Here is a 14,245-nt window from a genome sequence, read left to right as displayed (position 1 = left end):
TAAGCGGGCAGGCGCTTTAATCGCCTGCCCGTTTTTTTTCAGCCTTTCCAGACTTGCGGGTTCACCAGGTCCTGCGGTCGTTCACCCAACAAGGCGCTGCGCAGGTTGGCCAAGGCGCGATTGGCCATCGCTTCACGGGTTTCATGGGTGGCGGAGCCGATGTGCGGCAAAGTCACGGCGTTTTTCAGTTGGAACAGCGGCGATTCGGCCAGCGGTTCTTTCTCGTAGACATCCAGCCCGGCGCCACGGATCTGGTTGTTTTGCAGCGCTTCGATCAGCGCGGGCTCGTCCACCACCGGGCCGCGGGCGATGTTGATCAGAATCGCGTCCGACTTCATCAGCGCCAGTTCACGGCGGCTGATCAGGTGTTTGGTCTTTTCGCTGAGCGGCACCACCAGGCAAACGAAATCGGCTTCAGCCAGCAACTCATCGAGGCTGCGGAACTGCGCACCGAGCTCTTGCTCAAGTGCCGTTTTGCGGCTGTTGCCACTGTAGATAATCGGCATGTTGAAACCGAGCCGACCGCGCCGGGCGATGGCGGCGCCGATGTTACCCATGCCGACGATGCCCAGAGTCTTGCCATAGACATCGGTGCCGAACAGCGGGGCGCCGACAGTGGCTTGCCATTGACCGGCCTTGGTCCAGGCATCGAGTTCGGCGACGCGGCGGGCGCTGCTCATGATCAGGGCGAAGGCCAGGTCGGCGGTGCTTTCGGTCAGCACATCCGGCGTGTTGGTCAGCATGATCCCGCGTTCGTTGAAGTACGCGACGTCGTAGTTGTCGTAGCCCACCGAGACGCTGGACACCACCTCCAGGCTGCTCGCGTTCTCCAGTTGTGCGCGACCGAGCTTGCGACCCACGCCAATCAAACCGTGGGCATGGGGCAGGGCCTCGTTGAATTGGGCGTTGATGTCGCCTTTTTTCGGGTCAGGCACGATGACGTCGAAATCCTGCTGGAGGCGTTCGATCATGGCGGGAGTGACGCGGCTGAAAGCGAGGACGGTCTTTTTCATGGGAGGCGGGCTCGTCGGGCGTGGAGAATGCCAAGCACGCTAACATTCTTCCGCGCTTTTGTGCGAGTGCCCGGATGGTTCGGATGCACGCATTCCCCCCTGTTGGATGGGTGATGCGCAAATGGCACTTCGTACGCGAACTTGTAGGAGCTGGCTTGCCAGCGATGGCGGTGGGTCAGGCACACCGTGTTGTAGCGATCGCCGGCAAGCCGGCTCCTACAGGTGATGGGTGATGCGCAAAGGGTGCTTCGTACGCGAACTTGTAGGAGCTGGCTTGCCAGCGATGGCGGTGGGTCAGGCACACCGTGTTGCCGTGATCGCCAGCAAGCCGGCTCCTACAGATTGGGGGGGGGCCTAATCCTGCGGGTCGATGTTATCCAGCGCGCGGTTGACGGCCAGTTCGCCCAACATGATGACTTGTTGAATGCCCAGCAGGGTGTTGCGGTGGGGGCCGTCGAGAAATCCGGCGAGGTCGCTGGCCATGACGCTGGCCGAGGCGAGGGATTCGCTGGCGTGGACCAAGAGGGTTTCGGTGTTGATGTCGGGGACGAAGGTGAATAGATGGCTGGGGGTATGGGGCGGGATCAAGGCTTTCAGGGTGAATGAGTTTTGGGGGGAGGTGACTTCCGCATCTGGCGGATTGGGTGAGGGCTTTTTCATGAGGGCGTCGCTCCATGCTGGGATTAAGGAGCTGCCAATTTCGTTTCCAGGCGAAAGGTGGCAGCTGTGCGCAGGCTGGAAAACCGGTCAATCCCACCAAAACCCGGCAGACCCGAAGGTCTCCCGCGCACAGCCGCCATAACATTGCGGGCAGAAAAAAGCGCCGCAGTATGACATGTGCAGAGGAGGGATTAATCAGGTTTCCAGGCCCGACCGCTGATTCGTCAGCGACTTCAGAGCCTATCCATTTAACGTCTTACCCGACAACCGACAGAACGCGTCAGAACCATCCTAGGACACCACGCTTTTTGTAGGAGCGAGCCTGCTCGCGAAAAACGTGAGAACACCGCGGGGTATCAGGTTTACAACGTTATCGTTCACGACCATCGCGAGCAGGCTCGCTCCCACAGTGTTCTGTCGTCAATTCGCCAATCGCGCGCCACCCAGGCTCCCGCTCAACTCATACGCCGCCAGTTCCGCCTGATGCGCCGCCAATATCTCCGGCAACGACCCGCGCAAATACTCGACCCAGGTTTTGATCTTCGCATCAAGATACTGCCGCGACGGATAGATCGCATACAGATTCAGTTCCTGCGAGCGGTAGTTCGGCATCACCCGCACCAGCGTGCCGTTGCGCAAGCCTTCGATCGCCGCATACACCGGCAACACGCCGACGCCCATGCCGCTGATGATCGCGGTTTTCATCGCATCGGCGGAGTTCACCAGAAACGGCGAGCTGTTGATGGTGACCATTTCCTGGCCTTCCGGACCGTCGAAATTCCATTTCTCCAGCGGAATCACCGGGCTCACCAGGCGCAGGCACGCATGGTTCAGCAAATCGCTGGGCTTGTGTGCGCAGCCGTTGGCTTTCACGTAGGCCGGGGAGGCGCAAACGATGCTGTAGGTGATGCCCAGGCGCTGGGAGACGAAGCCCGAGTCCGGCAGTTCGCTGGCAAGGACGATGGACACGTCGTAACCCTCATCGAGCAAGTCCGGCACACGGTTGGCCATGGTCAGGTCGAAGGTCACGTCGGGGTGCGTTTTGCGGTAGCGGGCGATGGCGTCGATCACGAAGTGCTGACCGATACCGGTCATGGTGTGCACCTTGAGTTGCCCGGCCGGGCGCGCGTGGGCATCGCTGGCCTCGGCTTCGGCCTCTTCGACGTACGCCAGGATTTGCTCGCAGCGCAACAGATAACGCTTGCCGGCCTCGGTCAGGGCGATGCGACGAGTGGTGCGGTTGAGCAGGCGGGTTTGCAGGTGGGCTTCCAGGTTGGAGACCGCGCGCGAGACGTTGGCCGTGGTGGTGTCGAGTTGCACGGCGGCGGCGGTGAAGCTGCCGGCCTCGGCCACGTAGCTGAAGGCGCGCATGTTTTGCAAAGTGTCCATGGGGTGCTCTCGGGTGCGATGGCAAATTGTGACACGAAGTTTCAGAGTCTGAGACCCCGACCAAGGGATTATCGCGTTAACGGTAACAAAGATTCACAGGAATCCCAGCTTATCGCCATCAAACCCGCCCCCTAGAATTGCGCCGTTCCTTGTAGGAGCGAAGCTTGCTCGCGAAGAACGATAACGCGGTTTAACAGATGGACCGCGTTATCGTTCTTCGCGAGCAAGCTTCGCTCCTACGGGATCCAGTCCACTTTCTCAGGAAATCGCCGCAGTGCCGCGTCGCATCAGCAGAGCGCTTCAGACGCTCAGTGTTTTGGCTTTAACCCTGGCAATCAGCGGCTGCATCGGAACCGCAGGTATTGCCCCGCAGGGCAAGGCACTGGAGGCCAATTCACTGGCCACCGACGACGCCATCCAGAGCGCCGCGCAGGACGCTCACTGGCCCACCGCGCAATGGTGGCAGGCGTATGGCGACCCGCAACTGAACCGCTGGATCGACCTTGCCCTGCAAGGCAGCCCGACCATGGCCATGGCGGCGGCGCGGGTGCGTCAGGCCAAATCCATGGCGGGCATCGCCGAGTCTGCCGAGTCGCTGCAGATCAATGGCGGGTCCACCCTCAAGCGCCACAACTGGCCCACCGATCAGTTCTACGGGCCGGGCGAGCTGGCCAACGCGACGACGTGGGACAACAACGCTGCGCTGGGCTTCAGCTACGCCCTCGACCTCTGGGGCCGTGAAAGCAACGCCACCGAGCGCGCCGTCGACATGGCGCACATGAGCGCCGCCGAAGCGCGTCTGGCCCAGCTCGAACTGCAGAACAACATCGTTCGCGCCTACATCGAACTGTCGCTGCATTACGCGCAACGGGACATCGTCGCCGCGACCCTGCAACAGCAGCAGCAAATTCTCGACCTCGCACAGAAGCGCTTGAACGGCGGCATCGGCACCCACTTCGAAGTCAGCCAGGCCGAAACGCCGCTGCCGGAAACCCACCGCCAGCTCGACGCGCTGGACGAAGAAATCGCCCTCAGCCGCAATCAGCTTGCCGCACTCGCAGGCAAAGGCCCGGGCGACGGCGCGCAGTTGCAGCGACCCACGCTGGCATTGGGCACTGCGCTGAAACTGCCATCGTCGCTGCCGGCGCAATTGCTCGGCCAGCGTCCCGATGTGGTCGCCAGCCGCTGGCAAGTGGCGGCTCAGGCGCGGGGCATCGATGTGGCTCACGCGGGTTTCTATCCCAACGTCGATCTGGTCGGCAGCCTCGGCTACATGGCCACCGGCGGCGGTGCGCTGGAGTTCTTGACCGGCAAGAAACTCAACTACAGCGTCGGCCCGGCGATCTCGTTGCCGATCTTTGACGGTGGCCGATTGCGCGCCGAGTTGGGGGAAGCCTCGGCCGGTTACGACATCGCCGTGGCGAAGTACAACCAGACGCTGGTCAATGCGCTGAAAAACATCTCCGACCAGTTGATCCGCCGCGAATCCATGGACAAGCAGCAAACCTTCGCCGCCGAATCCGTGTCCACCGCGCAGAAGACTTACGACATCGCGATGATCGCTTATCAACGCGGGCTCACCGATTACCTCAACGTGCTCAATGCCCAGACCTTGCTGTTCAAACAGCAGCAGGTTCAGCAACAGGTTCAGGCTGCGCGGCTCAGTGCGCACGCCGAGTTGGTGACGGCGCTCGGTGGCGGGCTTGGTGCGGGTAATGACGTGCCGAATGCTGAGAAAACCCAGCCCCCGAAAACCCCGGTTCTATTGCGTTGAACACAAAACCTGTGGGAGTGAGCCTGCTCGCGATGAGGGAGTGTCAGTCGACATCGATGTTGAATGTCAGACCGCTATCGCGAGCAGGCTCGCTCCTACAGGTCTCCGGTCAGACTGAATTAAGCAGGATTTCATGACTCCCTTGCCCGCACCGCTGCGCTGGCTGTATTCCCTTGAATGGCGCCGGGGTTTTTTCGACTGGGCACGCAGCGACGGCGTGACCTGGGTCTACATTTTCAAGGTGTTGTTCGCCGCATTCCTGACCCTGTGGCTGGCCATGCGTCTGGAATTGCCGCAACCGCGCACGGCGATGATCACCGTGTTCATCGTCATGCAGCCGCAAAGCGGCCAGGTGTTCGCCAAGAGTTTCTACCGCTTTCTCGGCACGCTGACCGGGTCGGCGGTGATGGTCGCGCTGATTGCCTTGTTCGCACAGAACACCGAGTTGTTCCTCGGTTCGCTGGCGATCTGGGTCGGCATCTGCTCGGCCGGTGCGGCGCGTTCTCGCAACTTCCGCGCCTACGGTTTTGTGCTGGCCGGGTACACCGCCGCGATGGTCGGCTTGCCGGCCCTGGCGCACCCGGAGGGCGCGTTCATGGCGGCGGTCTGGCGCGTGCTGGAAATCTCGTTGGGGATTCTCTGTGCCACGCTGGTCAGCGCTGCGATCCTGCCGCAAACCGCCAGCGCGGCGATGCGCAACGCTTTGTATCAACGCTTTGGTGTGTTCGCCTTGTTCGTCACCGATGGCTTGCGCGGTCGCAGCAAACGGGACGCTTTTGAAGCCAGTAACGTGCGCTTCATCGCCGAGGCGGTCGGCCTGGAAGGGCTGCGCAGCGTCACCGTGTTCGAAGACCCGCACATGCGTCGGCGCAACGGTCGGCTCAGTCGCTTGAACAGCGAGTTCATGGGCGTCACCACGCGGTTCAATGCCCTGCACCAACTGCTCGAACGCTTGCGCAGCAGTGGCGCCGATCATGTGGTCGCGGCAATCAAGCCGGGCTTGCAGGACCTCGCGGAAGTGCTCGACGGTTTCAGTGGTCGCGCGTTGACCAGCCCTGACGCCGTACGCCTGGTGATTGCGCTGAGCGCCTACAAGGAAGCGCTGCCGGCGCGTGTCCGCAGCCTGCGCGCGACGTTTCAGGAGAGCGAGCCAAGCGACGCCGAGCAACTCGATTTTCATACCGCGTATGAGTTGCTCTATCGCTTCGTCGACGACCTGCACGGTTATGCACAGACCCACGCGTCCCTGGCTGATCACCGTCATGAACGGGAGCAGTGGGACGAGCCTTTCACCCCGCAAACCAACTGGATGGCGTCCGCCGCTTCGGGGATTCGCGCGGCGTTTATTCTGGTGGTGTTGGGCAGTTATTGGGTTGCCACCGCGTGGCCGAGCGGGGCGATGATGACCCTGATTGCCGCCGCCACCGTGGGCCTTTCGGCGGCAACGCCGAACCCGAAACGCATGGCGTTCCAGATGGCCTGCGGCACATTCCTGGGGGCGCTGATCGGCTTCGTCGAGATGTTTTTCATCTTCCCGTGGATCGATGGTTTTCCGTTGCTGTGCGTGATGCTCGCGCCGGTGATCGTGCTCGGTTCGTTCCTGACCTCGCGCCCGCAATACGCCGGTGTCGGCCTCGGTTTGCTGATCTTCTTCAGCACCGGTTCGGTGCCGGACAACCTCACCATCTACAACCCTTACACCTTCATCAACGACTACATCGCCATGGTGCTCGGCATGCTGGTGTGCGCCGCTGCGGGGGCGATCATCCTGCCGCCGAACAGCCGCTGGTTATGGCGCCGGTTGGAGCAGGATCTGCGCGGGCAAGTGGTGTATGCGATCAGCGGCAAACTGAAGGGCCTGGCGTCGAGTTTCGAAAGCCGTACGCGGGACTTGCTGCACCAGGCTTATGGCCTCGCCGCCGGTCAGCCGCAGGTGCAACGGGACTTGCTGCGCTGGATGTTCGTGGTGCTGGAAGTCGGTCACGCGATCATCGAGTTGCGCAAGGAACAGGCGATTCTGCCGGTGCACCCGGCGTACGCCGAATCGCAGCCGTGGCGCCAGGCCATCCGCGTGATGGGCCGTTCGCTGGTGCGGCTGTTTCTGCAACCGGGCCAGAGCAATCTGCAGCGCTGCCTGATCGCGGTCGACCATGCGATCAGCCGCGTGCAAGCCACCGACGAGCCCTTCGCGCCGCACTTCGACACCTCGGCGTTGCGCCGGGTGAAGAGCTACCTGCATTTCATCCGCACCTCATTACTCGACCCGCAATCACCGCTTGCCGCCTACGCAATGACCACGCCCCAAGGACTTGAACATGCCTCGTGAAATCGCCTTCCACGGCGTGTACATGCCAACCATGACGCTGATGTTTTTCATCGCCGCGGTGCTGGCCTGGGCGCTGGACAGGTTCCTGTCCGGGTTCGATCTGTACCGTTTTTTCTGGCACCCGGCGTTGCTGCGCCTGAGTTTGTTTACCTGTCTGTTTGGTGCTTTGGCGCTGACTGTCTACCACTGACTCTCTATCTCTGAAGAAGGCTCTGATGAAAAAGCTTTTCAGCCTGCTCGCCACTCTGCTGGTGCTGGCCCTCGCGCTATGGATTGGCCGAACCCTGTGGGTGCATTACATGAACACGCCGTGGACCCGCGACGGCCGGGTGCGCGCCGACATCATCAACGTCGCCGCCGACGTCACCGGTGAAGTGGTGGAAGTGCCGGTGCGCGACAACCAACAGGTGAAGAAGGGCGATCTGCTGATGCGCATCGACCCCGAGCACTACCGCATCGCGGTCAAACAGGCGCAGGCACTGGTGGCTTCACGCAAGTCGACGTGGGAGATGCGCAAGGTCAACGCCCATCGCCGCGCCGACATGGATGCCCTGGTGATCTCCAAAGAAAACCGCGACGACGCCAGCAATATCGCAGACTCGGCCCTCGCCGATTACCAACACGCGCAAGCGCAACTGGAAGCCGCCGAACTGAACCTCAAACGCACCGAAGTGCGCGCGGCGGTGGACGGTTACGTGACCAACCTCAACGTGCATCCCGGCGACTACGCACGCATCGGCGAAGCGAAAATGGCCGTGGTCGATATGAACTCGTTCTGGGTCTACGGCTTCTTCGAAGAAACCAAACTGCCGCACGTGCGGGTGGGCGATAAGGCCGACATGCAACTGATGAGCGGCGAAGTGCTCAAGGGGCATGTGGAGAGTATTTCTCGCGGGATCTACGACCGCGATAACCCGGAAAGCCGCGAGCTGATTGCGGACGTGAACCCGACCTTCAACTGGGTGCGCCTGGCACAGCGAGTGCCGGTGCGGATTCACATTGATGAAGTGCCGGATGGGGTGTTGTTGGCGGCGGGGATTACGTGCACGGTAGTGGTTAACTAACTTTTGGACCGAGTCGCGGCCATCGCGAGCAGGCTCGCTCCCACACTTGATCTCCGTCGTACATATATCTTGTGTTCACTGAAGTTTTACTGTGGGAGTGAGCCTGCTCGCGATGCAGGCGCCTCGGTCTTACAGTTCACTCCTTGCAAAACGTTTCATGCAAATGCCGCCAAACCACCTTTCCACCGGCCTGCTTCTCAAACACCACCGTCGAACGCCGGTCCGTCTGCTGGCCGGTCGCATCGGTCTGCTGCTCGCGATAACTCACGGTCGCGCCGTTGTCGGACAGCGCAATGCCACGCAACTCGCTGAGCTCAATCCTGAACCCGAGCTTCTTCCCGCCCGCCATCCGGAACAACTCGCCAAGCGCGTCGAAATCCAGCACTCGGCCCAACGGCGAGACCATGGAAAACTGCGGTGAAAAACGGGCGAGCAATTGTTCAAGTTCGGTGACGTTTCGTTCTTCGGCCAGCCATTGCTCGATGGCGACATGGGCCTGGATCACTTCGTCAAAGTATTCGGTGTAGTCGGTCATGTTACTTCCTGAAGATTTTGCAGAGTCTGATCTGACGCTTTCGCGGGCAAGCCTCGCTCCTACAAGGCTTGCGCAAAACCTGTAGGAGCGAGGCTCGCCCGCGAAGAACGATAACGCGGTCTCAAAGCTGCCCACTCAACCCGAACCGCTTCATCAACCCCGACTCCAGCAACCCTTTGGGCAGCAACCCCGCCAACAGCGGCAACGCCCGGCTGCCATTGCCCAAACGAATCAGGCGCGGCGGTTTGTCCTGCTGCACTGCCTTGAGCAAACCGGCGGCAAACTCACTGGCCGGCGTCGGGTTGTCCTGGGACGCCTTGGCCCGCGCACGAATGCCCTCACGCAGCGGAAACCACGGTGACTGTTCGCTGATCAACTGCTCCGCCTCGGCCCCGGCATTCTTGGCAAAACTGGACGCGATGGCGCCCGGTTGCACCTCCATCACCCGCACACCGAACGGTGCCAGTTCCATGCGCAGCGCATCGCTCAAGGCATGCACTGCGGCTTTCGAGGCGCAGTAAGCACCGGCAAATGGCGTGACCAGAACCCCGGAAACGCTGCCGATATTCACCACTATCCCTTTGGCCCGGCGCAGCACTGGAAACAGCGCGCGCGTCACACCGACAATCGCAAACACATTGGTTTCGAACTGCCGCTGCATGGCCGGCACACCGCCGTCCAGCAGCGGCCCCATGGCGCCATAACCGGCGTTGTTGATCAGCACATCGAGGCCGCCATGTTGCTGGTTGATCTGCCCGGCCAACGCTTCAAGTGCCACGCCATCGTTGACGTCCAGTTGCACGGCGGTGAAACCGGCCGCCGTCAACGCGGCAACGTCTTCAGCCTTGCGGGCGCTGGCCCAGACTTTATAACCGGCACCTTTAAAGGCATCCGCCAGAGCGCGGCCAATGCCGCTGGAACAACCGGTAATCAACGCAACGGGCATGGCGCGGTCCTTGTGCAAAGGGAAGAGTGGGGATCAGTCGGAGAAACTACCCTGCAAACGCTCGGCGCGAAACTCCAGGGTTTGCGGGCGATAACCGGGACGCAGCGGCGGCATGGGCAGGCAATCTTCCCAGTTCGCCCCGGCTTGCAGTTCGCCTGGGCCGCGATAACGCGGTGCGGCGTATTGATTGTCGGCGAGGTTGACCGTATCGCCCGGCGCGTAGGCAGCGACGCGCCAGCGCAGTTCGGTCAGCGGCACGTCGTTGCCGTTGTTCATCTTCAATAGCAAAGGGCGATCCGCCGGGCAGTGCTCCGGCGCGTAAGTGATGCGCAACTCAAGGCGCGCCAATTGCTTGACCTCGCGATTGTCCAGCCAGACCACCCAGGTGGCCACCAGCCCCAGTCCGATGGCGGCCGCCACCGAAACGGGCAGGGCCTTGGACGGGTAGCGCAGCAACAGGATCAGCCAGGTGATGACCAACAGGACGCCGATGAACATGTCGCACAACCTCGCAGGAGAGAGGCTCATCCTACCTAAGGGCGGGTGTGCTTGGCGATGGGCGTGGTGAGGGCGACCGTTTGTCGAGCCTGTAATTTGTGACAGTAGCCATGCATGGGTTTTCAGCATTAGCTGGTGCAAATCGACATGAAGACGCCTGATGCAGCCTCAGCTGGCTTTCCTGCACCGCGACACCCCAAGCATGACGGTCGTTGAACCGCGGGGGCTGGCCGTGCGTTCGGTGGATTATTACCGTGCCGCGCAGGGTGAAGTCGCCGAAGCTCGGGTCAACCGCACGGTTCATGACCCCGCTGGGCGGGCGATTGCGCAGCGGGATCCGCGGTTGTTCCTGGAGGCTTCGGCACCGGCGAACCTCAGCAGCATCCTGTCACTGTCCGACACTGCGTTGAGTACCGTCAGTGTCGACGCCGGCTTGAGCGTGAATCTTTTCGGCGAGGCGGATCAACCGGTTCAATCCTGGGATGGCCGGGGTTCGCGACGCTGGATGCACTATGACGATCAGCTGCGCCTGACCGTGCTGTTCGAGCAAGCCGCGAGGGGCGAAGCGGTTTGCGCAGAGCGTCTGACTTATGCAGCCAATGATCCGGCGTCTGCCGATCACAACCAGTGCGGCCAATTGATCCGGCATGACGACCGGGCAGGCACGCAGCTGTTCCCGACGTTTGGATTGACTGGCGGGTTGCTTGAGCAGACCCGGCACTTTCTACGTACGTTGGAGATCCCCGATTGGCCCGAGCCCGTGGACGAGCGCGATACCTGGCTGGAACCGGGATCTGGCGCGACCACTCGCTCACGCTTCAACCCGCTGGGCGAGGCTGTTGAACAGACCGACGCCCAAGGCAACCGTCAGTTGTTCAGCCACACCGTCGCCGGCCAGTTGCGCGAGGTGCGACTGCAACTGCGCAGCGACACCACGCCAAAAACGCTGGTCAGCGCCATCCAGTACAACGCCCATGGCCAGACCGAACGGGAAGTGGCGGGCAACGGCGTGATCACCACGCTCGAATACGCCGCGCAAGACGCTCGCCTGATTCGCTTACACGCCAGGCGCGGCAACGACGTCCTGCAAGATTCCCATTATGAATACGACCCGACGGGCAACGTGTTGCGCATCGAAGACGCCGCCGTGCCGATTCGCTACTTCGCCAACCAGCGTATCGACCCGGTCAACGGATATGCCTACGACAGCCTCAATCAGTTGATTCGTGCGACGGGCTGGGAGGCCGGCGGCGCGAACAGAGGCCCACAGTTTTCGGCCTTCGACGATCCCGCGCCACGGGGCAATTACTGCCAGAGCTATCGCTACGATCGGGGCGGCAACCTGTTGGAACTCATCCACGAAGGGCCGCAAAAGCATGGGCATCGTCTGGTCGCCGCGCCCTTCAGCAACCGTTGCCTGCCAGTGGTCGAGGGCGTGGAACCCGGCGAAGAGGATTTTCGCAGGGGCTTCGACGCCAACGGCAACCTGCTGACGTTGCAACCGGGACAAACCTTGAGTTGGGACCTGCGTAACCAGTTGTGCGAAGTGCGGCCGGTAGAACGAGACGGCGCCTCAGATGACAGTGAGCACTATGTTTACGGAGCCGACGGCATGCGCGTGCGCAAAGTCCGCTCGACGCAGACCAATGCCCGTACGGTGATCGCAGAAGTGCGTTATTTGCCAAACCTGGAAATACGTACCCACAACGGCACCGGCGAAGTGCTGCATGTGATCAACGTCCAGGCCGGACGCAGCAGCGTACGGGTGTTGCACTGGGAAACGGCGCCGCCGAAGGACAGCGCCAATGATCAGTACCGGTTCTGCCTGAGTGATCATTTGGGGTCCTCCACCCTGGAACTCGACAGCGACGGCGAAGTGATCAGCCAGGAGCGTTATCACCCGTTCGGGACTACCGCCTGGTTTGCCGGGAGGGGGGAGGTAGAGGCGAGTCGTAAAACGGTTCGGTATTCGGGGAAAGAGAGGGATGCGACGGGGCTTTATTACTATGGGTTGCGGTATTACGTGGCTTGGTTGCAGCGGTGGTTGAGTCCGGATCCGGCGGGAATTATCGATGGGCTTAATCAATTTTGTTTTGTCGGAAACAATCCGTTGAACTTCATTGATCATTCCGGACTAACCCGACGTCGCGCGGACCAGGCTTATTTGGCAATGCAGCAAGGCGAGTTTTGGGGGGCGTGGCTGGACAAGGTGGAGGGACGAGGCCGTGAGTTGGGGGGATTGGAAATGATGCAGAAAATCAGTGCGGATAATTTGATAGAAGCTAGAAACATTCCCTTGGAACCTAGCGAGAGGGCATTCCTTAATAATTTTGTGGAAGCAGGTAAGGATAGCTACATAGTTCACTTTACGGGAAACGAAATCCCTCAGGATAAGAAAGGGGATGTTGTATTAAGGTCGCGTAAAAGCTTGCAAAAAAAAGGAATTAAATTTAATCAGGGCAACAGCAAGCCGAGTGATATTGATGATGTGGGTGGTGTCGATTTTGTATATTTTTCACTTGATGTTGCTCCTGATGCAAAGGTTAAAAGTAGATTTGGAGGGCATCGATATCAAATGAAGCTGGTTGACGCAAATAAATCACACTACGTTCAGTATGCTCATGTGCAGTTGAACGACATTCATGATTATGAATCACGTCAGACAAATCATTATCCGGACTATTTTTCTGAAACTGACGTTGAAATACTTAAAAAACAAGAGGTGGCCAAAGATCCTACCGAATTGATGTCTAGTCTGGAACATGCCATCGAGTTGCTGGGGCGTAGAATCATTCGCGACGTGAGACTGCTAAGTCCTGCGGCTCAGGAGAAAATCATGTCATTAAGGGAGGGGCGTGAATTGGGTGAAGTTCTTAATATATTTTATAGGCCGCAATTTGCTGTTCCCAAAAAAATGGTAATGAATAAAACAGATTTCGATCACAAATATATTGGTGAGTAAGCTGGGGTTTAGGTGAAATTACGCAAGTGGGGAGGCGAATCTGTCGTAATGCAAATCGACTTTTTATCGCGCCGACAGTCGCGGCTGTAACTTTTGACAGTAGCCAAGTATGGGTTTTAAGCATTAGCTGATCGTCATTCTTCGAGATGAATTGTCATGGATGCTCAAGTAACGGCCATGCACCGCCATACCCCAAAGCTGATTGCCATCGATCCCCGCAGTCTGGCCGTTCGCTCGGTGGATTATTACCGTGCCGATTCGGGCGATATGGCAGAGGCGCGGGTCGATTACACGACCCATGACCCAGCGAGAAGGGCAGTTGTGCAGTGCGATTCGCGCCTGTTTCAGGATGCCTCGGCGCCGGCCAATCTGGTTACGACTCATGGTCTCTCCGGCACGGCCTTGTGCACCCTCAGTGTCGATGCCGGGCTGCGCTTGAGCCTGTTCGGCGAGGCGGGTCCACCGGTTCAATCCTGGGATGGCCGGGGTTCGCAACGTTGGATGCACTACGACAATCAACTGCGATTGACCGCATTGTTCGAGCAAACGTTAGAGGGCGAAGCGATTTGCGCAGAGCATCTGACTTATGCGGCCAACGATCCCGTTTCCGCCGCTCACAACCAGTGCAGCCAACTGATCAGCCACACAGACCTTGCCGGTGTTCTGCTGTTCAACGACTACGGATTGACCGGCACGCTTCTCGAACAAGAGCGGCGTCTCGATGACATCGCGCAGTCGTTTTCAACGCATTCACGCTTCAACCCAGCGGGTGACCTGCTATCCCGAACCGATGCCCAAGGCAATGAACAACGCTTCAGCCAGACTGTGGACGGACAGTTGCGCGCCGTGGATTTGCGCCTGAGCAACACGACTCAACACCTGCCGATGGTCAGCGCCATCACCTACAACGCCCACGCCCAGGTCGAAAGGGAAGTCGCCGGCAATGGCGTGATCACCACCCTTGAATACGCCGCCGAGGACGGGCGTCTACAACGGCTGTTATCCCGGCTCGGCCAGAACGAGCCGTTGCAGGATCTGCGTTACAGCTACGACCCGGTCGGCAATGTGCGAAGCATCA

11 protein-coding genes and 1 pseudogene are annotated in these 14,245 nt (G+C 60.1%); 6 read left to right on the top strand and 6 right to left on the bottom strand.

All coding sequences use genetic code 11. From position 1 onward, the window contains the following. Positions 1-38: 38 nt before the first annotated feature. The 3 genes from J4E42_RS10825 to J4E42_RS10815 form a co-directional block, all read right to left on the bottom strand. Complete coding sequence (locus J4E42_RS10825; RefSeq protein ID WP_207285244.1) at positions 39-1,013, bottom strand: D-glycerate dehydrogenase; 975 nt, start codon at positions 1,011-1,013, stop codon at positions 39-41. A gap of 354 nt (positions 1,014-1,367) precedes the next feature. Further along, a complete protein-coding gene (locus J4E42_RS10820) occupies positions 1,368-1,673 on the bottom strand; it encodes a DUF6124 family protein (protein WP_207285243.1) in 306 nt (101 codons plus the stop codon). Between the two features lie 420 nt (positions 1,674-2,093). Beyond that, a complete protein-coding gene (locus tag J4E42_RS10815; protein ID WP_008025343.1) occupies positions 2,094-3,062 on the bottom strand; it encodes a LysR family transcriptional regulator in 969 nt (322 codons plus the stop codon). Positions 3,063-3,336: 274 nt separating this feature from the next. Between J4E42_RS10815 and J4E42_RS10810 the strand changes: the two genes are divergently transcribed. The 4 genes from J4E42_RS10810 to J4E42_RS10795 all read left to right on the top strand — a co-directional run bounded on the left by J4E42_RS10810 (position 3,337) and on the right by J4E42_RS10795 (position 8,226). Further along, the gene (locus tag J4E42_RS10810) at positions 3,337-4,836 is read left to right on the top strand and encodes an efflux transporter outer membrane subunit (protein ID WP_207285242.1); all 1,500 of its coding nucleotides are present in this window, start codon (positions 3,337-3,339) and stop codon (positions 4,834-4,836) included. A gap of 133 nt (positions 4,837-4,969) precedes the next feature. Further along, a complete protein-coding gene (locus J4E42_RS10805; protein ID WP_207285241.1) occupies positions 4,970-7,162 on the top strand; it encodes an FUSC family protein in 2,193 nt (730 codons plus the stop codon). Next, positions 7,152-7,352 (top strand): DUF1656 domain-containing protein, encoded by a 201-nt coding sequence (locus J4E42_RS10800; protein ID WP_008025348.1) that lies wholly within the window; start codon positions 7,152-7,154, stop codon positions 7,350-7,352. The genes J4E42_RS10805 and J4E42_RS10800 overlap by 11 nt, the downstream gene beginning before the upstream one ends. A gap of 25 nt (positions 7,353-7,377) precedes the next feature. Then, positions 7,378-8,226 (top strand): HlyD family secretion protein, encoded by an 849-nt coding sequence (locus J4E42_RS10795; RefSeq protein WP_207285240.1) that lies wholly within the window; start codon positions 7,378-7,380, stop codon positions 8,224-8,226. Positions 8,227-8,362: 136 nt separating this feature from the next. Here J4E42_RS10795 and J4E42_RS10790 read toward each other — a convergent pair whose 3' ends face one another. From J4E42_RS10790 to J4E42_RS10780, 3 genes are all read right to left on the bottom strand, one after another. After that, positions 8,363-8,761 carry a DUF4440 domain-containing protein gene (locus tag J4E42_RS10790; RefSeq protein ID WP_207285239.1) on the bottom strand — a complete coding sequence of 133 codons (399 nt, stop codon included), beginning with the start codon at positions 8,759-8,761 and terminating at the stop codon, positions 8,363-8,365. A 121-nt stretch (positions 8,762-8,882) separates the two neighbouring features. Further along, complete coding sequence (locus tag J4E42_RS10785) at positions 8,883-9,707, bottom strand: SDR family oxidoreductase (protein ID WP_008044485.1); 825 nt, start codon at positions 9,705-9,707, stop codon at positions 8,883-8,885. 33 nt (positions 9,708-9,740) lie between these two features. After that, positions 9,741-10,205: a hypothetical protein gene (locus J4E42_RS10780; protein ID WP_008044486.1), complete on the bottom strand. Its 465-nt coding sequence runs from the start codon at positions 10,203-10,205 to the stop codon at positions 9,741-9,743. Positions 10,206-10,365: 160 nt separating this feature from the next. Between J4E42_RS10780 and J4E42_RS10775 the strand changes: the two genes are divergently transcribed. Both J4E42_RS10775 and J4E42_RS10770 read left to right on the top strand, forming a co-directional pair. Beyond that, positions 10,366-13,167: an RHS repeat domain-containing protein gene (locus J4E42_RS10775; protein WP_207285238.1), complete on the top strand. Its 2,802-nt coding sequence runs from the start codon at positions 10,366-10,368 to the stop codon at positions 13,165-13,167. A gap of 156 nt (positions 13,168-13,323) precedes the next feature. Further along, positions 13,324-14,245: pseudogene (locus J4E42_RS10770) on the top strand (toxin); the annotation flags it as partial.

The organism is Pseudomonas sp. FW300-N2A2 (assembly GCF_017351735.1).
GTDB lineage: Bacteria > Pseudomonadota > Gammaproteobacteria > Pseudomonadales > Pseudomonadaceae > Aquipseudomonas > Aquipseudomonas migulae.
This window is presented reverse-complemented; position numbering and strand designations above follow the sequence as displayed.

Coding starts and splice junctions, on each gene's coding strand:
- J4E42_RS10820 (WP_207285243.1), bottom strand. CDS start 1,673: ATGAAAAAGCCCTCACCCAATCCGCCAGATGCGGAAGTCACCTCCCCC.
- J4E42_RS10775 (WP_207285238.1), top strand. CDS start 10,366: ATGCAGCCTCAGCTGGCTTTCCTGCACCGCGACACCCCAAGCATGACG.
- J4E42_RS10825 (WP_207285244.1), bottom strand. CDS start 1,013: ATGAAAAAGACCGTCCTCGCTTTCAGCCGCGTCACTCCCGCCATGATC.
- J4E42_RS10780 (WP_008044486.1), bottom strand. CDS start 10,205: ATGTTCATCGGCGTCCTGTTGGTCATCACCTGGCTGATCCTGTTGCTG.
- J4E42_RS10785 (WP_008044485.1), bottom strand. CDS start 9,707: ATGCCCGTTGCGTTGATTACCGGTTGTTCCAGCGGCATTGGCCGCGCT.
- J4E42_RS10795 (WP_207285240.1), top strand. CDS start 7,378: ATGAAAAAGCTTTTCAGCCTGCTCGCCACTCTGCTGGTGCTGGCCCTC.
- J4E42_RS10790 (WP_207285239.1), bottom strand. CDS start 8,761: ATGACCGACTACACCGAATACTTTGACGAAGTGATCCAGGCCCATGTC.
- J4E42_RS10800 (WP_008025348.1), top strand. CDS start 7,152: ATGCCTCGTGAAATCGCCTTCCACGGCGTGTACATGCCAACCATGACG.
- J4E42_RS10805 (WP_207285241.1), top strand. CDS start 4,970: ATGACTCCCTTGCCCGCACCGCTGCGCTGGCTGTATTCCCTTGAATGG.
- J4E42_RS10815 (WP_008025343.1), bottom strand. CDS start 3,062: ATGGACACTTTGCAAAACATGCGCGCCTTCAGCTACGTGGCCGAGGCC.